The organism is Oscillatoria sp. FACHB-1407 (assembly GCF_014697545.1).
In the GTDB taxonomy this organism is placed as follows: Bacteria; Cyanobacteriota; Cyanobacteriia; order Elainellales; family Elainellaceae; genus FACHB-1407.
Genome location: NZ_JACJSA010000014.1, coordinates 47,300 through 73,417, shown reverse-complemented (window position 1 = coordinate 73,417; position 26,118 = coordinate 47,300). Strand labels below are relative to the sequence as shown.

Below are 26,118 nucleotides of genomic sequence, written 5' to 3'. Positions count from 1 at the left end.
AAGTGACTCTATCGCATCCGAGGGGTTAGTTAGGACGGAGTGCAGGGGTAGAACCTCCGACCAGGGGTGCAGCCCTCACACTCTCCTGTCCCAACTGTCTCGACAGTTTCTATATCGCATGATTTAGACAACGGTAGTGTTATCCTGGTTCTTATTTTGAGTATGGTTGTTCAACACAATTTCACCAAATCTATTCACTTCTTTTGATAGTCAGGAAGGATATATTTTGATGCATGGTAATCACACATTTCATCATGCGATCGCCTTAGTGAGTGTTTTCTCTGTACTATCTTGGTGACCTGATTGCTTCTGGTAAAACTTGAGATATTACCCTCAAAGTGTGTAGCTACTTCAAACTTACGATTAAGTTTCCAATAACGTTATTGGAATCAGTAGAAATTATAAAATTCAGCTACAATCCTGCTTGCTTTCTCCGTCACTTCTTGTCTACCTCAAAAAAATTGCTTAATCTATTACTGAGTTGAAAAACTCAACCTTGCAACTCAAATCGTGTATCCCCATCCAAAGCCTATCGAGGCAGACTTTCCCTTTGATTTGCCCTGATATCTTGTTGCAATATATCGAGAAGATTTTAGGTTGCAAGCCAGTGGATTGAGTCAAGTGAATTGACACAGTGTAAAACAAGTCAAATTGCTATTCATCGGTAAAACGAGTGAATTAAGCAAACTATCACAGGATTAATAGAGATACACAAAACAATGAGCCAGTGTTGCTCTCCCAGAGAGAAACTACACAATTTCCCCATAGATATATCACACTTGTATATTTTAAAAGCAACTACTACGGTGGCTTACGCCCTATCGACCATCAAAGACTTTGATCAGGCAATCAATACAGCCCTGCAAATTCTTGGGGAGTGCTTAGATGCCGATCGCGTCAATCTTATCGAGACTGTTGATCCGCCCTCTGATTCAGCATTTCCTCGCTGGCAAACATTAGAGTATGAGTGGAATTCTCCAGGGGTAGTGCCGCAGTATCGCAACCCAGAGGCAGCTCAAGGTAGTTATGAGGAGATCCCCGCACTCTATGAACGACTGCATCAGGGGCAAGCCATCAGTTATTTAATTGAAACAGCCCCAGAACCCTTTCGCAAAACCCAGATAGCCATCGGGGTTAAATCAACGCACGTTATCCCAATCTTCGTAGAGGGACAGTGGTGGGGGGTACTGGGGCTGGATGATTGCCGCGAAGCGAAACAGCACAGTGACACGGTATTGGCAATGTTAAAGATCGTTGCCGACTGTATTGGTAGTGCCATTCAACGCGATCGCACTCAGCAAACCCTTCTGCAAGCAGAACAGGCGCGAGTAGCAGAACTAGCAAAAACCAATGAAGAGTTACAACAGCGCGAACGCGAAGTGCAGCAGAGTTACCGCCTCCTCTCTACAGTTGCTCGAGTCACTAGAGATTTACTCGAAGCAGAAGATGTGGAGATTGCCGTTCCTGCTGCTCTACAAGCCGTGGGAGAAGTAGCCAACATGAGCCGGGTTCAACTCCTGATAGAGTATCAAGATGCTTTGACTCAAAAACTGCATCACACTGTGGCTTATGAATGGGTTGCAGAGGGTATTGTGCCTCAAATGAATCATCCTGATGCCGGAACGTTTAACAACGATGATTTTGAGTTCATGCTGCAAGATCTGTACGCTGGACGTTCTATCTGGCATATTGTCAAGAACTTTCCTTCCCCCGTTCAAGCAAGGTTTGAAGCTCTTGGAATTAAATCCTGTGGAACCGTTCCTATTTTGATTGAAGGTCGTTACATCGGTGGGGTAGGGTTTGATGATTGCGCCACACCTCGTCAGTGGAGCCAACAAGAAATTGATGTACTGACTACAGCAGCGGAGAGTATCGGAGCCGCACTCCATCGTAAACAACTGGTCGATCGCCTGGTGGAAGAACGGATCAAAGCTGCTCAAGATCGCGCCATTGAATTAGCCAAAGCCACTACGGCCCTCCAAAATACCGTAGCAGCTTTAACAACTCGCCGTGATCTAGGGGGGTTCCTCGGAGAAGTATTGCATACGATCGCACAAGAGTTTGATTCTCCTCTGGTGGAGTATTGGGCGGTTTTAGGCTCTAACTCTGCTGAAGTCGATACGTGGGTTTACAACAATGAGATGTTTACCCTGCGACAGGGACATGAACACCCCAGCCGAGGAGGCATTCGTTTTTTAGAGGACTACGTTAAGACTGAAGATTTTACCCACCGCCAGCGGATGTTTGTGTTTGAAACACCCATGCCAGCCTACTCATTGGCGTTAGACCAAATTATTTGCCCCAAGGAGTGGTACATTGCACGAGGCGTATCAAGGCATTTCAACTTTCCCCTACAAGCGGGTGAGACGACTGTTGGTAGCATCAGTGTGTGGCTTCCAAGCGATCGCCAGATTAGCGATGAAAGCTTGCGCCTGGGACAGGCTCTTTCGCATCAGACGGCTCTGGCAATTCAACTCACAAAACTGGCTGAGGAAGCGCAACAGGTAGCGATCGCCCGTGAACAAGAAAAAGCCGCACAAGAACGGGCAGCAGAACTTGCAAAAGCAAATGATGCCTTGCGCCGTTCTGCTCGGAACATTGCTCAAAATTCCAACATCCAAGATATTTTGCCGTTATTTCTTCGTGAGGCGATCGCTGTCTCAGGAGCGTCTGCTGGAGCGATTTTGCGACGAGTTGGAGATTCTGAATTTGAGTTCGTTGCAATTTTGCAAGGAGATGACTTGATTCGTGGTGAGCGGTTAAAAACCCACCCGTTTTATGCGGCTGTAAAGCAGATCTCCCGTGAAGATCCAACAGGATGGTTCACACGCTTAGCAACCGGAGAAACGTTGTGGCGATTAACTGAGGATGATCAAGCAGGTTCATTGCCAGAGTGTAGGGACTATCATCGCCCTCACCAGCAGCGATCGGTTTGGGACATTCCCTACAAAATTGGCGATCGCGTTGCAGGATATTTAGGGCTCGCGTTTCAAACAGAAGAGGGACCCTCTCAAGTTGTTACTGAGACAGTCACAGCTCTCGCCACGCAAGTTGGGCTTGCCCTAGAGTTAACCCAACTGGCAGAAGAAGCCAAGCAAGTTGCGGTCGCGAAGCTGAACGAAGTGATTGCTCGTGAGCAGGAACATGCTGCCCAGGCGCGTGTAACAGACCTGGCAAAAGCGAATGATGCGCTGAAACACAGCCTGGATCGATTAGCGCAGGACTGTAACCTGAATACCTTTTTGGGGCATGTTCTCAACGAAATTACAACGCAGGTACAGGCGGCGGTTGGGCATATCTTTCTGCTCAATACCGACACCAAAACCCTAAAACTCTGCCTGGAAATTGGGGATGGACAGCTCTATTGGCAGGCGAGATCTGACGAACCAGCTCTTTTTCACTCTGCGTTTCCAGCGGATATCACCCCTGTCTTTCAATATCTCTGTGAAAAGCGTACCCTCGCTTCTTTGACGGCGGGTGAGTTGAGTGGGATGGCTTGGCCTGGAACCTCAGAATGGTTTGAGCGAGAAGGGTTTTCTGAGGCGGTTTGTTTAGCCTTGATTGTTGGTGATCAACCCGTTGGTTTGCTGGGTCTGGCATTTCACAATAAATCAGTCCTCAAGCCAGAGGAAGCCGAACTGATTCATGCCCTTGCCCATCAGGTCACATTAGCGATTCAGATGACGCATCTCGCCGATCAGGCAAAACAAACGGCGGTGTTAGAAGAACGCAACCGTATGGCTCGTGAAATCCATGACACGATCGCCCAAGGATTAACGGGTATTCTGATTCAATTACAGGCGGCAGAAGATGTTGACCTAAAAGATGCAGGCGATCGCCAAGCTCACGTTGCCCAGGCTCGTCATCTTGCCCAAGCCAGTCTTGCAGAAGCTCGTCGTTCTGTGCAGGCATTACGCCCCCAGGTTCTCGAAGACACTAACCTGGCGGGTGCTCTAACCCGCTTAATGCAAAACCTTATCACCAATACAGATGTGCAAGTAACTTGCAGCATCCAGGGCACGCTCTACGCACTGCCACCCGAAGTCGAAACTAATCTCTTACGAATCGCTCAAGAAGCAGCCCATAACACCCTCAAACATGCTCAAGCTAGCCAGATTCAAATGGAACTTAGCTACCAACCCAACCAGGTACGATTACAAATGCAGGACAATGGACGCGGCTTTGATTGCAACAAATGCAATGAACAAGGCAGGGAAGGCTACGGGCTGATCAGTATGCAGGAGCGATCGCAGCAGATTGGTGGTAGCTTAACGACTGCTAGCGAAATTGGTAAGGGAACAACCGTCACCATTGTTGTACCGCTGATGTAACGCTAACGCTATGAATCCAGAAGCACAAATCCGAATCTTAATTGCAGATGACCATCCTGTAGTTCGGCAGGGGCTAGCTGCCATGATTGGGCGGAAGCCAGGTATGGCTGTTGTTGCAGAAGCCAGTGACGGACGCGAAGCAGTAGATTTGTTTCGCCAACATCGCCCAGATGTGACTTTAATGGATTTACGAATGCCAGGAATGGATGGTGTGCAGGCGATCGCACTGTTGAAAGAAAGCGATCGTCATGCCCGGATTATTATTTTGACGACTTATGACACGGATGAAGACATTTATCGAGGCTTAAGTGCCGGAGCGATGGCATATATCCTCAAAGGTGCGTCCCCCGACGAACTCATAGATACCATTCGTGTCGTTCATAACGGGCAGACCCGTATTCCCTCCGCCGTTGCAGCCAAGCTAGCCGCTCGGATCAACAGCCCAAACCTGACGTCGCGTGAGATGGAAGTCTTGCAGTTGATTGTCGCAGGTCAAAGTAATAAGGAAATTAGTGTGAGTTTGCAGATTAGTGAAGGAACGGTGCGGGCTCATGTTAACAATTTGCTGAGTAAGTTGGGTGTGAGCGATCGCACCCAAGCTACAACATTAGCTTTGAGAAAAGGGTTAGTTCGCCTGGAGTAGACGATGAAGGCGATCGAGACTATACGAGACTATAAGTGTTCCATCTCATTCACAGCCCCCAACACGCTCAAATGTTTCTCCAGCAATTGGCGATCGCAAGCCCTAAAACAATCAAGGCGATCGTGAGCCGATTAGGCATTTTTAACAGTTATGAACTCTCGGCGGTCATCATCCGGCTTTCGGGATGCGCTTGAGGGCAACGCGGTTAGATCAAAGGCAATGGTTCGGCTAGGATAGACCTCGATCGAGTACACTTTGTGGGGCTACTGCTTGCCTTGACCTAACCAATTGAGGAGCTAATATGACCATTCGCCCATTTCATCTAGCCTTTCCTGTCAAAGATTTGGCTGCTACTCGCCATTTCTACGAGACCGTTCTCGGCTGCACAATTGGCAGAACTTCTGAAACCTGGATTGACTTCAACCTGTTTGGGCATCAAGTCACAGCCCATTTAAGCTCATCTAAAGATGCTATAGTGCCCACCAACGATGTGGATGGAAAACAAGTTCCAGTACAGCATTGGGGTGTCATCTTAGAGATGCAACAATGGCAGACCTTGGCAAACAGGCTTCAGCAACAAGGAATGGAATTTATTATTAAACCCCATGTCCGGTTTAAGGGAGAGGTAGGAGAACAAGCCACCATGTTTTTTCTTGACCCTAGTGGACACGCGCTGGAGTTCAAAGCTTTTCAACAGGATGAAGCCATTTTTGCTACCTGAGTAATCTGGAGGATGGAAGCGATGCTGCAATTCAAGCCGCTTCCTAATTCAGGACTTGTTTAGCTTCGCAATACATATCCAACTCCACGAACCGTGTGAATCAGTCGATTTGTTTGGTGATCCTCCAATTTAAGGCGCAAGTAGCGAATGTAAACTTCAATGATATTAGAGTCTCCAAGAAAATCATACCCCCACACATTCTGTAGAATTTGCTCACGGCTCAACACTCGTTTGGCGTGAGTCATTAGATATTCCAACAAATCAAATTCCTTAGCTGTCAATTCAATTTGCTGAGAGTTGTGATGAACCTCTCGCGTTCTCCGATCCAACACCAGATTCTTGAACTCAAGAACCTCAGAGTTGTTTGGTTGAGCCCGTCGCAACAATGCTCGAACTGTGGCAACAAATTCTCCTAAATTAAAAGGTTGGGTTAGACAGCTATCTGCACCTGCTTCTAAACTAGCAATGCGATCGCACACTTGATCCTTCCTCGTCAGAACCAAAATGGGTAAACTGCTGTGGGTTAAACGTAACCGCTGACAGATATCTAAACAAGACACACCTGTTAGCTCCCACCCTAAAATGAGTAGATTTGGGTTACTCCTACGGGTTTCGAGCAAACCTTCCATGCCATCCTGCATAACATTCACCTGATAGCCCTCACAAGTCAACTCCATCTCAATAACTTGGGCTATTTTTAAGTTAGGTTCAATTATCAATATCTGGGGTCGCATAGCAGCACCTCGAACAAGCATTATTGATTCTTAGACGGGGATGAATCTGCCCAATGATTAATTTTGTTGAGTTGGGAAAGGATAAGCCTCAACCCTTCCACTTATCTCATTTCAGCCTCCAGAATTCTGTTCGTATTGACAAGGATCGCAGAATTCATGCATTTACTCTAACAGCCTGGAGAAACCAACTACAGCTTCTACTTAACTGCTAGACTTTTCTCCTACATGAAACTATCTGGTACGTAAACAACTGCCAGAAAAGATCTATAGCGATACTCACTCAGGTGAAGTAAGGGGTGTGGAAGTGGAACCCCATGCAATCTGCACTCTCTGTACTGAATCAACTTGCATACTGCTGCATTTGAAAAGCTAAGCCATGCAATGGCTGCCTCACTAGCAGCATTTACAACAGTTATGGGGAACTCTCTGAAGAGGGTGGAACAGGAAAGGTTGGGCTTGGTTCCAGAAAATTAGGCTCCCTTCTAAATGAAGGGGATGTAATTTGTTGATGGTTTAAGTAACCGAGTTCTTGATTAATACCACCAGAAACATCTGCAAGCTTGTCCAGGCTGAGTGGCTCCTCTGTACTCACTTCACTTTCTATTGGCATTTTATCTTCACAAGTTTCGTCTTCTCTAGCTATCCCTTGAGAGAACTGCTTGTTGTTGGAAAATTTATCACGATTATGTTGAGACATTGTTTTCTTTTACCTTTTTCAAAGACGTAAACCAAAGCAGTTGAGTAGAGATAAACAAAAATGACTGTGTATATACTGCTTCAACAGAAACTTGAGAAAAAGAGAGTATTTATCGTATCAAAAGGTGTTGAGATATAGCTATAACCACTTTATTTAGGGCAGAGGAAGTGTGGAGCCGCGCCCCATACCAACCCAAGTGGCTACAACTATATTTGTTTATCTTTTGAGTAACGGTTGAGAAATTCGAGACAAGAAGATGAGTGAACCTCACCCTTAGACAAGGGTCCCGCTGTTCAATTGAACTTATGACGAAGCCCCTGTGCCCTGTCTTAATTAACCCTTTGGGTACTATGATAATCATTTGTTTCTAGTCTAGAGAATCAACCCCCATCTGTCGTCCATTCAAAGTTTATATCTGGAACAACACAACGATCAGTCATGAGGTGATCTAAAGTACTAGGGTTTTATCCAACTTAAGTTCATATGGCGAATAGTGAAAGAGAATTAGGAAGACAGGGCGTACAAAGGTTGTTATAGTTGAAAGCAACGTACCCAAGACGATATTTATAGACTCGCAATTCCTCGCTTTAAGGCAATAAGGGTTGCTTGCGTACGATCTTTAACTCCTAATTTACTCAAGATGCGGTTGACATTCGATTTAACTGTGCTTTCAGTAATGTTTAAGGTAGAGCCAATTTCTAAATTGCTCATGCCCTGGGCTACTAACCGAAGTACCTCTATTTCGCGCTCGGTTAGAGCAGGATTATTGATCCGCTGTGCTAATTTTGCGCCAACATGTGAGGGAATATACTGTTTTCCAGTATGAACCGTGCGAATAGCTGTCCGTAGTTCACTCGGTTTACAATCCTTGAGTAGATAGCCCTTTGAACCTGCCTGTAACCCTCGATAAATATCTTCGTCTGCATCATACGTTGTCAACACAATGATGCGAGCTGTGTTAAACTCAGCACGAATTGCACTGATGGCTTCAACGCCTCCCATCTGAGGCATGCGTAAGTCCATCAAAGTCACATCTGGTTGCTCTTGACGAAACAGCTTTATTGCCTCAAGACCATCCTTAGCATAGCCAATGACAGTCATATCTGATTCTTCATTAATAAGGGCAGCTAACCCTTTCTGGACGATGAGATGATCATCCACAATCAAAATACGAATAACTGCTGGTTGAGTCATAATTCTCTATCCCAATTCAAAATCATAAAACTCTCGCCATCTTGAGTAGGCTCACTGTAATTAGTTCACGTCCCACCTAATAAGCTCGTTTATCCTCTATTAGCCTAAATCTACTGGTTGAGATGCTGGGTGAACTTCAAAGCTCAATTCATTATGGAAGAAACGCTCACAACGGAGGTTCAATTAAGGTAAGGCAAGTATTTAAATTATGTAATTGCATAGATTAACACAAAGGATATACTTCATACGTCATACAAAAGTTTTTGTGAGATTATCCTTAAATTAAAGTGAACTGATCTAAATTCCCTGGTCTAATGCTGCGAAACTCTTAATGACAGTTCCATGACCGTGTATTTCTCCAGCTAAATCTAAACATCCGCTAATCAAGACCGAAAGAACTCGAACCAGCAGATAAGTGAGGATTATCGAGGCGGACGAATGAATTGGAGAGCCATTATTCAAAAACTATTTTCAAGCAAAGCACGACGGCAATTCCTACAGGTTGCTCTGTTAGGTTTGTTAATTTCCGTTAGCCTTCATGTGGGGATTGCTGTTGGATTACAAGAAATTGGTCATTGGCAGACCGAGAATGTCGAGTCCAGTGCGATTTCATCAAGTCCTGTAGATTCTTCTGTAAGTTCTCCTGCTGTTCAACTGATGCAGCAAGCAGAAACCTATTATCACGCGGGACAGGTTTCACAGGCGATCGCCCTCTGGCAACAAGCCGCCCTGCACTACGAAACAGAGGATGATTCTCTCAATCAAGCACTCACGCTGAGTTTCCTTGCCACTGCCTTTGCTGATCAGGGACAGTGGGCACCAGCCAATGAAGCGATCGCTCGTTCAATAGCACTGCTCAATGCTCCAGGGTTAAACTCTAATCCAAACACCTCAACTGTTCGGGCTCAAGTGCTCACCGTTCAAGGAGAACTTCAACTCACCCAGGGTCAAGCCTCAACAGCACTGAAAACCTGGCAACAGGCTGAAACAGCTTACCGTCAGACCCATGACACTAGTGGTATTTTAGGCAGCCAGATCAATCAGGCAAGAGCATTGCAGTCAGAGGGACTCTATAGACGCGCCACAACGCTGCTCACCCAGATTGAGCAATCCCTTCATAACCAACCTAATTCATGGCTCAAGGTCACTGGTTTGCGAAATCTAGGCAAGATGCTGCGGTTAGTTGGTAGTCTGCCTCAATCACGAGCCGTTTTGGAAGAAAGCTTAGCGATCGCCCTCCAACTCCAGGATAATTCTCCTGAATCTGCAACTAATATCAGTGGGATCTTGCTCAGTTTGGGCAACACAACTCGCGCTCAAGGAGAAATTGATTCTGCACTCGCGTTCTATCAACAGGCAGCAGCTACGGCTCCTTCAGCCACAACCAAAACGCAAGTCCAACTCGTTCAATTTAGTTTGTTGGTTGAAGCCGATCGACTGACAGATGTGCAACAGGTGCTGCCAGGACTGCAATCCCAAATCACCAATTTGCCTCCTGGTCGTCTGGCTGTTTATGCTCGCATCAACTTGGCTCAAAGCTTAATCAAATGGGGCAACAAACAAACAGAACTCGCCGCAAAAGGATCTTTTGATTTCAGTGCTTTAGCTCAGGATCTTGCAACAGCCATTAGTCAAGCGCGTAGCATGGGCGATCGCCGGGCTGAGTCGTATGCCCTGGGCACATTAGGAAGCCTGTATGAAATAACACATCAGTGGGATAGTGCTAAAACGTTGACACAGGAAGCACTGAGAATTGCTCAGTCAATTGATGCACCTGATGTGACTTATCAGTGGCAGTGGCAATTGGGACGAATCTTTTGTCACAATACGCAGCCCTGTGCTGCTGCTGGAGATGTGCAGAATGCAACGGTTGCCTATGGAGAAGCTGTAAAAACGTTGCAATCTCTCCGCCATGATTTAGTCGCAATCAATCAAGAGGTGCAGTTTTCGTTTCGAGAAGGTGTCGAACCGGTTTATCGACAGTTTGTAGAACTGCTGTTGCACTCCCCCCTAACCCCTCCTTCCGAAGGAGGGGGGGCAAAACCGAGTCAGGAAAACCTGAAACAAGCGCGTGAGGTGATTGAAGCACTCCAGTTAGCAGAATTGGATAACTTCTTTCGAGAAGCCTGTTTAAATGCTCGTCCAGTCGAAATTGACCAAATTGATCCACACGCTGCTGTCATTTACCCGATCATTTTGCCGACCCAGTTTGCGGTTATTGTAGGGTTGCCAAATCAACCGCTGCGTTATTACAAAACTTCCCTTCCTCAAACCGAAGTAGAGCGCATCCTCACTCAACTCTACGACTCGCTCAGACCTACTGCCTTTCTAGAAGATTGGATGCCTGCTGCTCAACAGGTCTACAATCTACTCCTGCGTCCTGTAGAAACGCAACTGGCAGCCAGTAATATTAAGACTCTCGTGTTTGTGCCAGATGGCTTACTGCGAAATATCCCAATGGCGGTGCTCCATGATGGGCAGCATTATTTAATTGAAAATTACGCTGTTGTTCTCACGCCTGGTTTACAACTGTTGCAACCCCAACCCCTGACTCAGATGCGACTACAAGGGCTACTGGCAGGAGTGAGTCAAGCTCGCGAAAACTTTCCGCCATTGCCGAATGTCAGCGTTGAAATTGATCAAATCAGGGCTGAAATTCCATCTCAGGTTCTTCTAGATCAATCATTTACCAATGACTCGTTTCAAACTCGAGTTGATTCTACTCCGTCGTCCATTGTTCATCTTGCAACCCATGGTCAGTTTAGCTCAAATGCAGATGATACATTTATCTTGACCTGGGATGGGCGCATCAACGTCAAACAATTAGATCAGCTCTTGCAAACGAGAGAAGGCAATCTTAACCCGATCGAACTGTTAGTCTTGAGTGCATGTCAAACGGCAGAAGGCGACGATCGCGCCGCATTAGGCATGGCAGGAGTAGCTGTGCGATCGGGAGCACGCAGTACCCTTGCCTCGTTGTGGTCGGTGAGCGATCGCTCCACTGCACTGTTGATGATTGAGTTTTATCATCAGTTGGCTCAACCCGGAATGACGAAAGCTGAAGCACTGCGTCGGGCGCAGGTAAGCCTACTACAGCAGGATGATTACATGATTCCTTATTACTGGGCACCGTTTGTTCTGTTAGGAAATTGGCTCTAAAAACCTTTAACAACTTCACCTTTTAAAAACTATGGTCTACATCAAATCTCTGTTACGCTCTATCGCTATTGGCGTTGCCCTGGCTTCGGAACTGGCGATCGCTCTCAGCATCATCACAATGGCTCCTGGCACTGCCACAACGCAACATGAAGGTAAACAACGTGTAGCCTCTCACCAGACCCCCAATCAAACGGCTTCTCCCCCTCCACGGCGAAATCCAGGTAGCTCAGTAGCCGGGGGACGCCGCAATTCGAATGCGTGCCCTCAAGACGGGATTTCAGAAACAACTAGCCTGCCCTTGATCCCCCTTAGCCCAATGACTGGGACAGGCTTAACACTCGAAGCGCGTCCGACATTTCTGGTATATGTGCCTAGAACCAGTGCTGAAACTGCGGAATTTAGCCTCAGTACCCGAGACGGACGCGGCATTTATCGAACTACAATTCCCTTAACTCATACGCCTGATATCGTCAGCATTCCGATGCCAGATCAAACAGAGCCGTTAGAGGTTGGCAGACCCTATATGTGGGTATTCGCTATTATCTGTAATCCAAACCGTCGCATGGCTGATCAATTTGTCATAAGTAACATAGAACGAACTGCGCTTGATCCGGTACGTCTACGTCAAATTGAACAAACCCCTATCAGGCAGCGCATTGCCTTATATCAGGAGGATGGCATTTGGTATGATGCCCTCAATCTTCTATTTGAGTTGAAGCGCAACCAACCCAATGACCCGGAGATCGATGCAGCATGGCGTGAGTTTTTGAACTCTGAAGGGGTGGATACCATGATAGAGATTAATTCAGCCAGATCCAGATAACTCTGCTAAGTACTGTTATTCACAGATAGGGTTTGGAAATAAAACCAGGGGGTGTGGGGGCTGTGTCCCCAGGCAAGGGTTCCACCCCTGCACCCCGAATTCCCACCCTTATTTACGACGAGTTATACTAAGCGATCGCATTTATCCTATGTGGACAACCTTGAACCAAACCATTCGGCGATGGCGCGGTGTTTTACTAACTGTTCCAGGTGTTGCTGGAGGATTGCTGATTTTGCGGTTTGCAGGGGCACTCCAGCTAATGGAGTTAGCGGCACTTGACCAGATGTTTCGCTTGCGCCCATTTGAACCAGCTGATCCACGAATTGTTCTGGTTACGATCGATGAGTCAGATATCAAGCAGATGGGACAGTGGCCGATGTCTGATGCAGTGCTGGCTCAGTTAATTTTGGCTGTCAAACAGCAACAGCCTAGAGTGATTGGATTAGACATTTTTCGAGATTTACCTGTCGAACCCGGTCATCAAGAACTGCTTAACGTTTTTACCTCGACTCCTAATTTGATTGGAGTTGAGAAGGTCATCGAAACGGCTCAAGGTGAAGTGATTCAAGCAACACCCGTGTTAGAGCAGCGTAATCAAATTAGTTCCAGTGATCTCCTGTTGGATACCGATGGCACCATTCGCCGCAGTTTGGTGTACTTAACTAACCAAGATGGACAATCGATCGCAACTTTAGGCGCACGACTCGCCTTTATCTATCTTGAAGGTGAGGGCATTGAGTTAGAAATATTGAACGCCAGTCAAGGAGAGTTTCGCTTAGGTCGAACCACATTTACATCCTTGCAACCCAACGATGGCGGTTATGTTGGCGTTGATGCAGGTGGATATCAGATTTTGTCAAACTTCCCTAAACTGCCAAATCATTTTCGCACCGTTTCAATGACCGATGTGTTGGAGGGTCATGTCCCCAACAATCTCATGCACGATCGCATTGTTTTAATTGGAATCACGGCGGAGAGTATCGAAGATAAATTTTTCATCTCTTACACGGCTGACTCAATTGCAGCACCGTCAGGTGCTGAAGTTCATGCATTGCTAACCAGTCAATTGCTCAGTGCAGCTTTGGATGGTCGCCCCTTGTTGAAGGTTTGGTCAGATTTATTGGAATCGCTGTGGATTGTGCTTTGGTCTACGATTGGGGCAGTTATTGGATGGACATCGCGATCGCCTCGCCAAACCACAATTAGAGTTTTTGTATTGGGACTTGTTCTGTTTGTTAGTGCCTATGGGCTGTTTCTAGCAGGTTGGTGGGTCATTATTATTCCTCCGCTGTTAGCCCTCATTGGCTCTGCTATCACAAGCAATAGCTACCTATTATGGGAAAACCTGAAGGAATATGCCCGCAACCTGGAGCAGAAAGTAGAAGAACGAACTGTAAAACTACAGCAAGAGATTATTGAACGAAAACAGGCAGAAGATACGCTGAGTCAACAGAAACAGCTTTTGCAAGCGATCGTGGATCACATTCCTGTGATGATTACGCTTTACAATGAAGCGGGCAAGGTTGAATTTGTGAATCGGCAGTGTGAGCACATTTTGGGATGGACAACCACAGACTTACACTACATTGATTTGATTGCTGAATGTTGTTCTGACTTAGAGCAAAAACAACAAATCTTAAACCATATGTTATCTGCAACTGGCAACTGGTTAGATCTCAAAATCAAAACTAAAGATAAGCATTGGGTAGACACAACATGGACAAATGTTCAACTCACTGACTGCATATTTATCGGTATTGGACAAGACATTAGCGATCGCAAACGAGCCGAAGAAGCTTCAATTTTAGAGGAACGCAACCGCATGGCGCGTGAAATTCACGATACATTAGCCCAAGCATTTACAGGTATTTTGCTGCATGTCGGAGCTGCCGCTGAACAAATTACGAAGAAACCTGCTTTAGCACAAACCCATTTGGAAACGTTAGAAGAGTTGGCGCGGACTGGGCTGGCTGAAGCTCGGCGATCAGTAGCAGCACTACGTCCCAAACTTTTAGAAGAGGGAGACTTATTTAGTGCTCTCAAGCAATTAACGCTTCAAATGCGATCGTCTACTAATACAGATCTCACATGTAACATCATTGGCACGGCTTACTCATTAGCACCCGATGTAGAGAATCACTTACTTCGGATTGGGCAGGAAGCATTAACCAATGCCATTAAATATGCTCACGCGACTGAAATTCAAGTTGAACTTGTTTGTGAGGAGCCACAGTGTGTATTACGAGTCAAAGACAATGGTCAGGGATTTGACATTAACCAAATTCCACCTAATGAAGGATTTGGACTTTTGGGAATGAGTGAACGGGTTGAGCAGATGAAGGGTGAGTTAGTTATTCATAGCCAACCGGGACAAGGTACAGAAGTCGTTGTCATTGTGAACCGGGAGTAGCTTTTAGGAATGGGAATAGATACTGAGGGATAGTGTTTCAGATCTGTTGCTATTGATCCCCGGCTGTCGTCGTCCCCCTTGATAAGGGAGACTACAGGCGATTCTTACGGAGGCTATCAACAGGTTTGGAACACCACCTTTATTCACAGTAATCATGAGCCAATCTTTGCTTACATATTGGGACAAGTTGGCATATCCTCTCCAATCAGTAGCCTTGCAAGACTGGGTAATGCTTCACCATAGGTTGGGTGAATGTGAACCGATTGTTCAAGTAATTGCCACGTCGCTTTTGCTTCCATTAATGACAAAAAGACATGCACCAGTTCAGCTGCTTCGTATCCCACCAGCGTTGCGCCTAAAATCAGATTCGTTTGGGTGTCAATAACCATGCTGTAGAACCCCAGATCGTGTCCCCACTCAATGCTACGGGCGATATGAGCCATTGGCAGGGTGACTTCGCGAGCAGAGATACCCTGTCTCTGAGCCTGCTCTAACGTCATTCCCACGCGACCCACTTGCGGTTCTGTGTAGACGGCATAACCTAAGACGCGATCGCTACGGGTTCGCTGTTCCCCACAGAGAATGGCGTTTAAGCGGCGGTAGTCTTCCCAGGCCACATGGGTAAACGCAGGCTGTTTAGCCACATCTCCGATCGCATAAATTCCAGGGGAAGTTGTTTGAAAGTGATCATCGATTTTGACAAACCCCTGGGCATCTAGTTCAACACCTGCCACCGCAGAATTTAATGCGGCTGTATTTGGTTTGCGCCCAGTTGCAATCAGCAATGCGTCTCCATCTAGTGCCGCCCCATTACTCAGAGTCAGGGTAAACACACCGTTCGTGTAATCAACCTGCTTCACGGTTGTCTTGAGATGCACTCCAATTCCGTCTTGCTTGAATGCATCCAACAGCACTGCACTGACTTCGGATTCTTCTTGAGCGAGTAGGCGATCGCCCCGCACAATCAATTCAGTCTGACTACCTAACCGTGCCATTCCCTGCCCCAACTCCAGAGCAATATAGCCTCCGCCAACCACCAGCAACCGGGACGGAATCTGCTGCACATCAAAGAAATTGCGGTTGGTGAGATACGGTGTTCCTGCCAAACCGGGAATGTCAGGAATGGTGGAGGATGTGCCTGTGTTGATCACAATAATCGGAGCTTGCACGGTTACCCCACCTCCGCTCACCGTTCGCTCTCCCGTGAACGTGGCTTCAGCACAAACGACTTTAACCCCTGCACTTTCTAATCGCTGTTGGGTTCCCTGATTAAACTGGCTGCGAATGCCACGTACCCGCTCCATCACCGCAGAAAAATCGACTTCAACTTGCGCGTGGATGCCGAGCTTTGCCGCTTGTCTGGCACGACCTGCGGCATGGGCAGCCGCTAGAAAGGCTTTAGACGGTGTACAGCCGTAGTTGATGCAACTGCCACCCAACGCATCCCGCTCAAATAAGACAACTTTCTTACCGGCTCTGGCAAAGTCAGCCGCAAGTGGAACTCCACCCTGACCACTGCCAATGACAATCAAATCTGCTGTTTCCATCGTTACCTCTGTTGATAGCTTGAACTAACGCAGTGACCTGAACGCAGCACGAACCTCTTCAGAAAAAAGCTGTGGCTCCTCCCATGCTGCAAAGTGTCCGCCCTTATCCACTCGATGATAGTAGATGAGGTTGTGGTAGGCTCGCTCTACCCAGTTTTTAGGTGGCTGGTAGATCTCGCCGGGAAAAATTGTTACTGCTGCGGGAATTGAGATCTCGAATGCACCAACGTTGTTGGCGTTATTTTCCCAGTAGATCCGCGCACTTGAGGTACCAGTATTCGTTAGCCAGTAGAGTGTGATGCCATCCAGTATCTCGTCGCGGGTGAGCGATCGCTCTGGTTCACCGCGAGTGAACACCCAGTCAGCAACCTTGTCATAGATCCATGTTGCTAGTCCTACTGGTGAATCCGAGAGTCCGTATCCAATCGTTTGCGGACGTGTGCCCATAATCGCTGCATAGCCATTGCCTGTCTTGTAAAAGTCCCTGATCTGATCAAACACCGTTCGTTCCTCAGTCGTCAGGGTTGTTGGGGCAGGCTGCCCATTGGTCAATGCCTCTGCCACATTCGGTGGGAGGGTCGCTGCGCGTTCAAGTCGGTTGACGTGGATGCCGAGCAGACCTGGAGGAGCCTGACGGGCAAGGGCATCGGAAATGATCGCACCCCAGTCGCCACCCTGGGATACGTAGCGTGTATATCCCAGTCGCTTCATCAAGACATCCCAGGCGCGGGCGATGCGATCGGGACTCCAGCCAGTGCCCATTGGTTTGCCAGAGAAACCAAAGCCCGGTATGGACGGGATCACGAGATCGAATGCGTCCTCTGCACGCCCTCCGTAATCCGTGGGATCGGTGAGGGGTTCGATGACGTTGAGCAGCTCGAACACTGAGCCAGGCCAGCCGTGGGTCATGATTAGCGGCAGCGCATTGGGGTGGCGGGAGCGGACGTGGATGAAGTGAATGTCAACACCGTCGATCGTGGTCATGAACTGCGGCAGGGCGTTGAGCTTCGCTTCAGCGTTTCGCCAGTCGTAGTCCGTTTGCCAGTAGTCTACCAGATCCCGTATCGTCGCCAGTTGCACACCCTGCGATCGATCCATAACCGTCTCCTGATCGGGCCAGCGTGTCATCACGAGGCGACGGTGGAGATCATCGATCAACTCTTGTGGAACCTGGACACGGAAGGGGTGGATAGCGTTGTCTGCGATCGCCTCAGAAACAACCTGAGTTTGTGCCCTGATTTGAGCGGATTGCTGCGCCAGCACGTGAACGGGCAGTGCCAGCAGAACCGTTGCTGCCAAGAGCGCGACCAGAAATCGCGAAAGCAGAACGAAGACACTTGCAGTGCAGACTTTAGTTCTGTAGCGTACTTTTTTCAATTCGGTCATGGGTTTTCTCGTTACTGCAAATGGTTCGTTTCACGATTCAGACTAAGCCCCATCAATACCCATCTACCTCAATGACTGCCTCTGTAAACTCCCGTGGTGCTTCCTGCGGCAGATTGTGCCCGATACCACCGTTGATGACCCGATGTGAGTATCTGCCGGTAAACTTGCTGGCGTAGGTACTGCTATCGGGGTGTGGCGCGCCGTTGGCATCACTTTCAAGCGTGATGGTGGGCACGGTAATGAGGGGGAATGTAGCGAGTCGCGTCTCAAGCTCGTCGTACTGCGGTTCACCTGCGGCTAGACCGAGCCGCGACTTGACTTTGGGTGAATTCAGCAGCGTGCAATTTCACAAAGTCGTACATATTCGTCGGCGTCTTGCCAGTGAGCTTAAACAGGTCATCTGTCATGCGGTCATATCGCCCCTGCGTGTGAAGTTCAGCCATCACGGCAAGGTGATTGACGAGGTGCGTTGGTACCCCAAACTTGCGAAGTGTATCAGTCCATTCAGAGAGTGGCACGTCGCGATAGCGAATCGGGCGATCGAGTGCTTCGGAAAAGATATGCGCGTAGTGGTTCAAATCGGCTGATTCAAATCCAGTCAGATTGTAAACCTGACCAATGTGCGGGGCAGGATCGTCGAGGATCACGGATACAGCGTGTGCTACATCAACAGCCGAGATCGGTGAGGTCTTGCTGTTCCCCAGCGGCAGTGCCAGTTCATCGTTGTCTCGCACACCAGCCGCAGCAAGACGCAGAAAAAAGCCTTCGAGGAAAACCGTCGGTCGCACTGTTACAACCGGCAGTCCCGACCACGCTAATGCCTGTTCTGCCAGCCAATGCAACTTGTGCTGTGGGCTGTCAGTAGTCGCTGTGATGCTCATTTGCGTTACCGTCATCTGCGACATATTCACGAAGGCTTCGACCCCGTGATGCCGTGCCACCGCAGCCACATTGACCGTTGCTTCCAAATAACTTGGAGAGACAGACATTCCGAAATAGATGCGAGTGACACCTGCGATCGCCCGGTGCATTGAGTCCAAATCAGTCAAGTCACCCTGCACAACCTCAGCTCCAAGCTGGCGCAGCCTTTCAGCGCGTTCATCCTCCCGTCGAACCAGGGCGCGTACGGTATAACCCTTGTCGAGCAGCATGGCAGTGAGATGGCGACCAATGCCGCCGATATCGCCCGCCGCTCCGGTCACGAGGATGGGGCTGTCGTGTGTGGATGTCTTTGTCATATTATTTACCTTTTAATGGCGTGATTAACCGAACGTAAACGCAAACGCCTCCACTCCAGCATCTAAAAACTCGATCTCAAACTGGCGATCGCTAATCGGCTGGGGCTGTCGAATCAGTTGGTATAACCGCTGTTCAGTAACCGTGCCTTCGCCTTGATCATTGATGTCAAGTCCACGAGTTGCAATGGCTGGTTGTCCGTCTATGAACACGCGAAACCGTACGGATGTTCCTTGCTCAGCCGGGCCCATAACCAGATGCAGGTCGCGGGCGTGGAAGCGGTATGCGATCCGTCCACCGGACTGATTCAGGACAATGGCTTGTCGTCCAATGGTCCAATCGCCAGAAAGTGCCCACTGATTACGTCTCAATTGTGCGGGGACAGTATACGAACGAGGCTTGTTGATCACTGCGCCAGAAGACGCAAAATGCTCTGTTCTCTCGTAGCCAAGGTAGTTTTCAGGCGATTTCAGGCTGTTCCAATCGGCGGCAGCTTCAACACCATGAGCATCGACTTCCACCACATCTTGGCTGACAGGATTAGCTCCAGACTCAGACAATAGCTGTTGAATCACCCGTTCCGATCGCTCGTAGTCGCCCTCGCCAAATTGGTGATGCCGAATCCGTCCTTGCCTGTCTACAAAATACAGGGCTGGCCAATAATGATTCCCGAATGCACGCCACACCGCATAATCGTTGTCCATCGCGATCGGGTAGGCAATCCTCATGTCTGCCAAAGCTCGGCGGACATTATTGGTAATCTTCTCAAATTCAAACTCCGGCGTATGTACACCGATGACAACGAGTCCCTGATCCTGATATTTCTCAGCCCATGCGCGGACATAGGGGAGTTGGCGTAGCCAATTGATGCAGGTATATGTGCAGAAGTTGATCAGCACAACTTTTCCACGCAGTTCATCAACGGTTAATGGCTGTGAATTGAGCCAGGCGATCGCTCCGTCCAGAGAAGGTAGTTCACCTTCAATCGGTAATTCAGCCGTTGTTGTAGTGTGCTGTGTGGTGCAGCCAATCATGCCAAGCTGGGTGGCAGCGATAGTTTTAACCATAGTTGTTAGAAAGTAGCGACGATTATGATTAATTTTTTTTGGCACGTGCTGACCTCCCTGTTGTTGCGTTCGGATAGGTTCAGGGAATTAGAGAACTTTGACGGTTCTCTCTAATATGGGGTTCAGCGCAGCGATCGAAACGCCGCCCTGAGTTCCTGAGTAAAGATCATGGGCTGCTCCCAGGCTGCGAAGTGTCCGCCCTTCTCCACACGGTTGTAGTAGATAAGATTGGGATAAGCCCGCTCAGTCCAACTTCGCGGAGCCTCATATTGCTCACCGGGAAAGACACTCACCGCCACTGGAATAGATACGCCCTTGGTGTTAAAAAAGCCACCCTTATATTCCCAATAGAGACGGGACGCAGAGACTCCCGTATTTGTCAGCCAATAGAGCGTGATGTTATCCAGGATCTCGTCTCGTGTCAGTTCGCCTGTGGGGCTTGTAGTCCGGGTCAAAGCCTCGACGACCGCTGCGGCTGGTTGTCCGCCCGCATCATTATGATCCAGGAGCCAAGCGGCGAGTCCAATGGGTGAGTCCGCAATGCCCAAAAAGCGGCGGCGTTGATGGTTGATTTTTTCAAACATGATCTTTCTCTGGTTCCGTTAGTGCAGGTGTGCGCTCTCGTAGCCAGGTATAGTGAATGTCTGCGTCACCACCTGTCCGGGGAAGATATTGTGGTTAGGGTCAACTAACTCGATCCGTACCTTGTGTTGACCAGGCGGCAGGTTCGCGATGTCAACTGTGTTGTTGTCACTCGCATCCGCCCACCACCAGGGCAGATCATCGACGATGACGTGCAGGTGCCCAGCCCGTGGAGAGACCTGGACAGCACTCGCTCCAAATACAGGTACGATACGCAAGTTCTCCACCCGATATTGCGCCCAGTAGACCCCTTGAACCAACCCTTCGGGAAGCGGGGGATCGACGATTAGCTTGGGTGCGGGTTCATTCTCGATCGCAATGTAGGGTGAAGGGCCGCGAATATCCCTCGCGCTTGCCACGGTCATGACCTGGGCTTGTGCGCTAGCCTGGGCCGATTGCTGCGCCAACACGCGATCGGGCGGTGCCAGTAACACTACTGCTACAAAGAGTATGGCGAGAAGCCCTGAGAGTAGGACGAAAGTACTTATGGTGCGAGCTTTGATTGTGTAGCGTACTTTGTTTAGTTTAGGCATCGTGTTTTCTCTTGGCTGCAAAATGGTTCGTTTGATAATGTTCCAAACCTCTTGATAGCCTCCGTAGACCCCCTGTAGTCCCCCTTGCCAAGGGGGACGGTGACAGTGGGGGTTAGTAGCAACAGATCTGAAACATTTCTGAAACATGACTGTCCGTTGCGTGACTCAGGCTAAACATTCCGCCGAATCATCTCGAAAGAACGGGCAAAAGCTCTTCCATGTAGCGATCAGCTATGGCGGCAGCTTCTTCTGGGCTGCTGCCATTTTGACGAGCACTTAGATAGGGTGCGTACCAGTCCCACCAGTCATGCTCACCGTGAGTCTTCTCGTAGTGATCGTGGTGCTCTGCCGTCTCGCGGAGGAGGGTGGCAAGGGTGGCAACGTCGGTTTGTGGAGTGTCCCATAGACGACCCGGAATCCGCGTTGTGATTTCCTGGAGTAGCCAGAGGTTTCCGTCCGGGTCTTCAAAGGAAGCAAAGGAGAAGTAGGAACGACCTTGCGGGTCGCGCCCAGTAACACGGGAGTTCTCTAGAGTGTTGTTAAAAGGACCACCAGGGTAGTGGAAGATTTCACTGACGTTGACACCACGAGCAATCAAATCTGCGCGGGCAGCATCGAGGTCATCCACACCGAGAACCAGGTTTTGCACGGAGCCAGAATTGTTCGGAGTGACTCCCTTGCCGAAGAGAATTGAGGCATCTGAGTTGGGCGGTGTAAAGTGTACGCCGCGAAAGTCACCTTCTACCACGTCGATGTCGAATCGCCAGCCAAGATTTTCATAGAATGCCTTTGTGCGCTCAACATCAGAAACGCTGAATATCACGACTTCGAGTTTCAGGTCGGGACTGTTGACAGGATTGGTATTCATCTTGATCTCCTTTAGGTTTGTGAGTTGAATATCTACTTCGGTTACTTTTCATTCTTCTGCGATGCGAAGCAGTTCCCCCTGCGGGGTAATTGCCCCATTCACACCACTCAAGTTGTTTGAGTTAACACGCGACTTAACTGGGTGTTCTCCTAAACGTCACTTCACTGAGGAAAAAGCGGTTGGTGCTAACAACTCATTGCTGATGTTCTGCACCAGTGGACTGTTCTTCTCGGTTTCAGTTTTGATCGCAATCCATTCAGGGTCAGCGAGGAATGCGTTCCATCGCTCCTCACGCTCAGCCAGGTTATTCCAGGCGAGCAGGTAGGTGAGTTGATTACTCTCACTCTCGCCAATCAGCGTTGTCCAAAATCCAGCCTGACGGATACCATGCTTCTCCCAAATCTTTAATGTGTGGTTCTGGAAGCGCGAAATCAACGCGGGTAGCCGTCCAGGCATGGCGTGATAAATGCGTAATTCGTAGATCATGCCTTTAATGCCCCGCACTCTGTCCACCATCGACGTGAAGGATTTCGCCCGTTACAAAGTTGGCGGATTCGAGGTAGAGGATGGCATCAACAACATCGGAAATCTCGCCTATATGACCGATTGGGTGCAGAGCCGCAAGCTGAGCATGAGTCTCAGGGGGATGCATGGGCGTTTTGATGATACCCAGTGCGATCGCATTCACCCGAATCCCGCGCTTGGCATACTCGATCGCCAATGATTTGGTTGCGGCATTCAGTCCACCTTTTGTGAGTGATGCGAGGACAGAGGGTACACCTGCCATCGGGTTGTCCACCAGGCTAGTTGAGATCTGCACGATATGACCGCTGCCTTGCTTCTCCATCTCAGCGATCGCCAATTGTGTAATGTGAAAGAAGCCAGCAATGTTGGTACCTAGATACGCCGCATAGTCTGCTTCGGTATATTCAGTAAACGGTTTGGCGATGAAGATGCCAGCGTTATTGATAAGGGTGTCGATGCGCCCAAATCGCGTTACGCCTTCGATGATTGCACGCTCAGCCGTTTTGCGATCGGCGATGTCACCGGACACCACCACGACTCCATCATCGTCAGATGACTCGATTGAGCGTGAGATGGCGACCACTCGATAGTTGCGATCGCGGTATGCCTTAACAAGAGCTGCGCCGATCCCTTGCGACGCGCCAGTAATTACAGCAACTTTTTGTTCAGTGCTCATGGTAAAGCTCCTTTAGAATGAATGGGCAAATGATGCAAGTCAGGCGATGGCTAAGCCGCAACACGGTGGTCATGGTCGGTGCTGGTCGCAACGGGCAACCAGGCTTCGATGTCCTGTGCTACTTTTGCAGCGTTGTTTTGGTACATCCCGATCGCGTCCTTTCCGACAGGTAAGTGCAGCGGAGGATGATCCGTATTGGCAACTTGGAGAATCACCTGGGCAAACTTTTTCGGATCACCGGGTTGGTTGCCGTGTAGCGCATCAGCTCCACTCCGCATCGGTCCTACGGTTTCCTGGTAATCGGCGATGATGGTTTTAGCCGTAACATAGGAGTCAGTGCTGAGGAAGTCGGTGCTAAACAGACCAGGAGCAACTACCGTAACGTGGATGCCGAGCGGTGCCAATTCGACCGCCAGCCCTTTTGAAAGACCTTCAACCGCAAATTTGGTAGAGCCGTATAATCCCCAACCTGGAATGGCATCGTAGCCAAACAACGATGAGATATTGATGATGTGCCCAGACTTTTGCTGACGCAGGTACGGCAACACAGCACGAGTCACGTTCAGTAGCCCAAACACGTTGGTGTCATACTGTTTGCGAACTTCGGCATCTGTGGCTTCTTCGATCGCCGTTACCATGCCATACCCGGCATTATTGACTAAGACATCAACCCGACCGAAACGGGCAATGGCTCGTTTAACTGCCACTTTTACCTCGTCTTCCTGGGTGACATCCATCTGCACTACATCCAGTTCCGGGTGATTATCCAAAATGGCGGCGAGTTGTCCGGGCTGACTACGAACTGTTGCTACGACGCGATCGCCTGCTTCCAGGGCTGCTCTAGCAATCTCGAACCCAAAGCCTCTGGAGGCTCCGGTAATGAACCATACTTTTTGCGTTTTCATCGGGTGTTCTCGTTTTAGCTGTTGTCTAGTGTTGGCTTTAGGTCGATGAGCTTGTTACCCACCTCGGTTAATTTCATTCTTCTGTGCTTGCTCAATCCGCACCACTCAAGTTCTTTGAGTTGAAGCGTGACTGAATTATGGGTGCCCTGATGGGCTTTCAAAATTCCAGTGAATTGAGCTTCGATGTATAAAGAGTCGGGATAAAATGAACGGATATCTTGGTATTGCTAATCCAATACATGAATTTTGTAGCGACGTTTTGCGAAACGCTGACTAGAACGGGATGCTCTACACAAGGTTTTCTAGATATGTTGTGTTCGAGGGTGTTGTGTACGAATTTTATCTGTGTCCTCACCGATGTAAAACGCTTGTGTAATGCTTAGATCGCGATCGCCCTCAATGATCAATTGCATTATCTTTTCTCAACTGTTAAAGATTTCACTGAGTTGCAATGTCTCCACAACTAGTTGAAGTTATGAAAGCTGCCCATGGAAACCTTCATCGGGATAAACATCAAAAACGTTAACCAATTGCTGCCACAATAGCTGCTATCAATTGCTCAATCGTCCAACGCTCGTGATAACGAACCCCTTTAATAAACAAAGCTGGTGCAGCTTCTATTCCACTTCGATATCCGCTCTGAATGTCTGTAATGATGCGATCAACATAAATTCCTTCAGACAAATCTTGCAAAAAACGAGGAATGTCCAGCCCTAGACGATGGGCATACTCTACCAGAAAGCCATTTGCCAACTCCTGTTGATGAATAAACAACATCTCATGCATTGGCCAAAATTGATTTTGAGTTGCAGCTGCTTCCACTGCTTCCGCTGCTCGCTGAGCATGAGGATGAATTTGCAGCTGAGGGAAATGACGAAAGATAAAACACGAATTGTGATCTCCTAGCGAAGCTTTCAGCTTTTGCTGGGCAGCTTTAACTAATCGATAGACAGTTGCACTCTGAAAACATTCATAATCTCCATACATAACGAGCACTACAGCGGCATTCAACAGACCATGATGATGATCATGCTCTGAAGGTGGTATAGCTAGAAAGCTATTAAAGTAGTTGTAAGTCATCTTTGAGTTTGTTTAAGGCAAACATAAACCTTACAACCTAACTGCTTCAGCACTTATACAGCAACTGTCGAGACAGTTAATACAAGGGGGTTTAGGGGCTACGCTCCCAGCCAGGGATTCCACCCCTGCACCTCGTCCCAACCAACTCTTCGGTTGCTATAGATATCAATATAGACATTGGCTTCTTTCTTGTCGTCCATATCAGGGCGACAATTTTGTATGATCGAGTGATGAATGTCTAGTTCATCTCTTGGCTAAGATTGACTACAACTAAAGTTGGAATTTGAAACTCACTTAAGTACACCTACAAATTAACAATTCCACGCTTAATGGCAATAATCACGGCTTGAGTACGGTCATTCACTCCCAGTTTGCTCAAAATACGATTCACATGTGCCTTAACAGTGCTTTCACTGATACTTAAAGTCGTTCCAATTACTTGATTACTCATTCCCTGTGCCATCAAACGGAGCACCCCTAACTCTCGTTCACTTAACTCTGGATTGCTCATCCGCTGTAATAATTTTGCTCCAACAGCGGGTGGAATATATTTTTCACCGCTATGAATGGCGCGAATAGCATTCAAAAGCTCGCTGGGTTTAGCATCTTTAAGTAGATAGCCCTGAGCACCTGCCTGCAAGCCACGATAAATATCATCATCCCCATCGTAGGTTGTGAGCACAGCAATTCGGGCATGTTTAAATTCGGCACAGATCGCAGTAATGGCTTCAACTCCTCCCATGTTGGGCATGCGTAGATCCATGAGGGTGACATCAGGTTGGTGTTCACGATAAAGGGCGATCGCCTGATCACCATCTTCCGCCTGAGCAATGACGGTCATTTCTGAATCATGGTTGATGATGGTCGCCAGTCCCCGCCTGATAATGGCATGATCATCAGCAATCAGAACACGAATCGAAGTAGATTGTTTCATCGTCATT

The 26,118-nt window shown here is 48.4% G+C and carries 23 protein-coding genes; 7 read left to right on the top strand and 16 right to left on the bottom strand.

The features are described from left to right. Positions 1 to 806 precede the first annotated feature (806 nt). The 4 genes from H6G89_RS21480 (at position 807) to H6G89_RS21465 (ending at position 5,695) form a co-directional block, all read left to right on the top strand. Entirely contained in the window at positions 807 to 4,331 is a 3,525-nt protein-coding gene (locus H6G89_RS21480) for a GAF domain-containing protein (protein WP_190510184.1), read from the top strand. Positions 4,332 to 4,341: 10 nt separating this feature from the next. Continuing rightward, on the top strand, positions 4,342 to 4,974 hold the full coding sequence (locus H6G89_RS21475; protein WP_190510182.1) for a response regulator: 633 nt from the start codon (positions 4,342 to 4,344) through the stop codon (positions 4,972 to 4,974). A 35-nt stretch (positions 4,975 to 5,009) separates the two neighbouring features. Further along, complete coding sequence (locus H6G89_RS21470) at positions 5,010 to 5,168, top strand: hypothetical protein (RefSeq protein ID WP_190510180.1); 159 nt, start codon at positions 5,010 to 5,012, stop codon at positions 5,166 to 5,168. Between the two features lie 107 nt (positions 5,169 to 5,275). Beyond that, positions 5,276 to 5,695 (top strand): VOC family protein, encoded by a 420-nt coding sequence (locus tag H6G89_RS21465; protein WP_190510178.1) that lies wholly within the window; start codon positions 5,276 to 5,278, stop codon positions 5,693 to 5,695. A 59-nt stretch (positions 5,696 to 5,754) separates the two neighbouring features. On the opposite strand, the gene H6G89_RS21460 is transcribed toward H6G89_RS21465, so the two are convergent. From H6G89_RS21460 to H6G89_RS21450, 3 genes are all read right to left on the bottom strand, one after another. After that, complete coding sequence (locus H6G89_RS21460; protein WP_190510176.1) at positions 5,755 to 6,429, bottom strand: response regulator transcription factor; 675 nt, start codon at positions 6,427 to 6,429, stop codon at positions 5,755 to 5,757. Between the two features lie 412 nt (positions 6,430 to 6,841). After that, positions 6,842 to 7,126: a hypothetical protein gene (locus H6G89_RS21455; RefSeq protein ID WP_190510174.1), complete on the bottom strand. Its 285-nt coding sequence runs from the start codon at positions 7,124 to 7,126 to the stop codon at positions 6,842 to 6,844. Between the two features lie 564 nt (positions 7,127 to 7,690). Continuing rightward, a complete protein-coding gene (locus H6G89_RS21450) occupies positions 7,691 to 8,320 on the bottom strand; it encodes a response regulator (RefSeq protein WP_190510172.1) in 630 nt (209 codons plus the stop codon). 438 nt (positions 8,321 to 8,758) lie between these two features. Between H6G89_RS21450 and H6G89_RS21445 the strand changes: the two genes are divergently transcribed. The 3 genes from H6G89_RS21445 (at position 8,759) to H6G89_RS21435 (ending at position 14,712) form a co-directional block, all read left to right on the top strand. Continuing rightward, on the top strand, positions 8,759 to 11,479 hold the full coding sequence (locus tag H6G89_RS21445) for a CHAT domain-containing protein (RefSeq protein WP_190510169.1): 2,721 nt from the start codon (positions 8,759 to 8,761) through the stop codon (positions 11,477 to 11,479). A gap of 31 nt (positions 11,480 to 11,510) precedes the next feature. Next, complete coding sequence (locus tag H6G89_RS21440; protein ID WP_190510167.1) at positions 11,511 to 12,302, top strand: DUF928 domain-containing protein; 792 nt, start codon at positions 11,511 to 11,513, stop codon at positions 12,300 to 12,302. A gap of 148 nt (positions 12,303 to 12,450) precedes the next feature. Then, a complete protein-coding gene (locus H6G89_RS21435; RefSeq protein ID WP_190510165.1) occupies positions 12,451 to 14,712 on the top strand; it encodes a CHASE2 domain-containing protein in 2,262 nt (753 codons plus the stop codon). A 170-nt stretch (positions 14,713 to 14,882) separates the two neighbouring features. Here H6G89_RS21435 and H6G89_RS21430 read toward each other — a convergent pair whose 3' ends face one another. The 13 genes from H6G89_RS21430 to H6G89_RS21370 all read right to left on the bottom strand — a co-directional run bounded on the left by H6G89_RS21430 (position 14,883) and on the right by H6G89_RS21370 (position 26,111). Further along, positions 14,883 to 16,259 (bottom strand): dihydrolipoyl dehydrogenase family protein, encoded by a 1,377-nt coding sequence (locus H6G89_RS21430; protein ID WP_190510164.1) that lies wholly within the window; start codon positions 16,257 to 16,259, stop codon positions 14,883 to 14,885. 24 nt (positions 16,260 to 16,283) lie between these two features. Beyond that, positions 16,284 to 17,558 (bottom strand): epoxide hydrolase family protein, encoded by a 1,275-nt coding sequence (locus H6G89_RS21425; protein ID WP_199336859.1) that lies wholly within the window; start codon positions 17,556 to 17,558, stop codon positions 16,284 to 16,286. 139 nt (positions 17,559 to 17,697) lie between these two features. Continuing rightward, positions 17,698 to 17,880, bottom strand: a complete 183-nt coding sequence (locus H6G89_RS21420) for a hypothetical protein (protein ID WP_199336858.1) — start codon at positions 17,878 to 17,880, stop codon at positions 17,698 to 17,700. 52 nt (positions 17,881 to 17,932) lie between these two features. Next, entirely contained in the window at positions 17,933 to 18,883 is a 951-nt protein-coding gene (locus H6G89_RS21415; RefSeq protein ID WP_190510159.1) for an SDR family NAD(P)-dependent oxidoreductase, read from the bottom strand. A 24-nt stretch (positions 18,884 to 18,907) separates the two neighbouring features. Continuing rightward, a complete protein-coding gene (locus H6G89_RS21410) occupies positions 18,908 to 19,948 on the bottom strand; it encodes a redoxin domain-containing protein (RefSeq protein ID WP_190510157.1) in 1,041 nt (346 codons plus the stop codon). Positions 19,949 to 20,070: 122 nt separating this feature from the next. Then, entirely contained in the window at positions 20,071 to 20,532 is a 462-nt protein-coding gene (locus H6G89_RS21405) for a hypothetical protein (protein ID WP_199336857.1), read from the bottom strand. A gap of 18 nt (positions 20,533 to 20,550) precedes the next feature. Further along, on the bottom strand, positions 20,551 to 21,123 hold the full coding sequence (locus H6G89_RS21400) for a DUF6130 family protein (protein ID WP_199336856.1): 573 nt from the start codon (positions 21,121 to 21,123) through the stop codon (positions 20,551 to 20,553). Between the two features lie 187 nt (positions 21,124 to 21,310). Beyond that, a complete protein-coding gene (locus tag H6G89_RS21395; RefSeq protein WP_199336855.1) occupies positions 21,311 to 21,946 on the bottom strand; it encodes a VOC family protein in 636 nt (211 codons plus the stop codon). Between the two features lie 201 nt (positions 21,947 to 22,147). Then, positions 22,148 to 22,507 carry an NIPSNAP family protein gene (locus tag H6G89_RS21390; protein ID WP_199336854.1) on the bottom strand — a complete coding sequence of 120 codons (360 nt, stop codon included), beginning with the start codon at positions 22,505 to 22,507 and terminating at the stop codon, positions 22,148 to 22,150. After that, positions 22,482 to 23,192, bottom strand: a complete 711-nt coding sequence (locus H6G89_RS21385; protein WP_190510153.1) for an SDR family NAD(P)-dependent oxidoreductase — start codon at positions 23,190 to 23,192, stop codon at positions 22,482 to 22,484. Before H6G89_RS21385 ends, H6G89_RS21390 begins: the two co-directional genes overlap by 26 nt. A 50-nt stretch (positions 23,193 to 23,242) precedes the next feature. Then, the gene (locus H6G89_RS21380; protein WP_190510151.1) at positions 23,243 to 24,097 is read right to left on the bottom strand and encodes an oxidoreductase; all 855 of its coding nucleotides are present in this window, start codon (positions 24,095 to 24,097) and stop codon (positions 23,243 to 23,245) included. A 522-nt stretch (positions 24,098 to 24,619) separates the two neighbouring features. Beyond that, the gene (locus tag H6G89_RS21375) at positions 24,620 to 25,177 is read right to left on the bottom strand and encodes a DsbA family protein (protein WP_190510150.1); all 558 of its coding nucleotides are present in this window, start codon (positions 25,175 to 25,177) and stop codon (positions 24,620 to 24,622) included. A gap of 304 nt (positions 25,178 to 25,481) precedes the next feature. Continuing rightward, positions 25,482 to 26,111: a response regulator gene (locus H6G89_RS21370; protein WP_190510148.1), complete on the bottom strand. Its 630-nt coding sequence runs from the start codon at positions 26,109 to 26,111 to the stop codon at positions 25,482 to 25,484. Between the last annotated feature and the right edge of the window lie 7 nt (positions 26,112 to 26,118).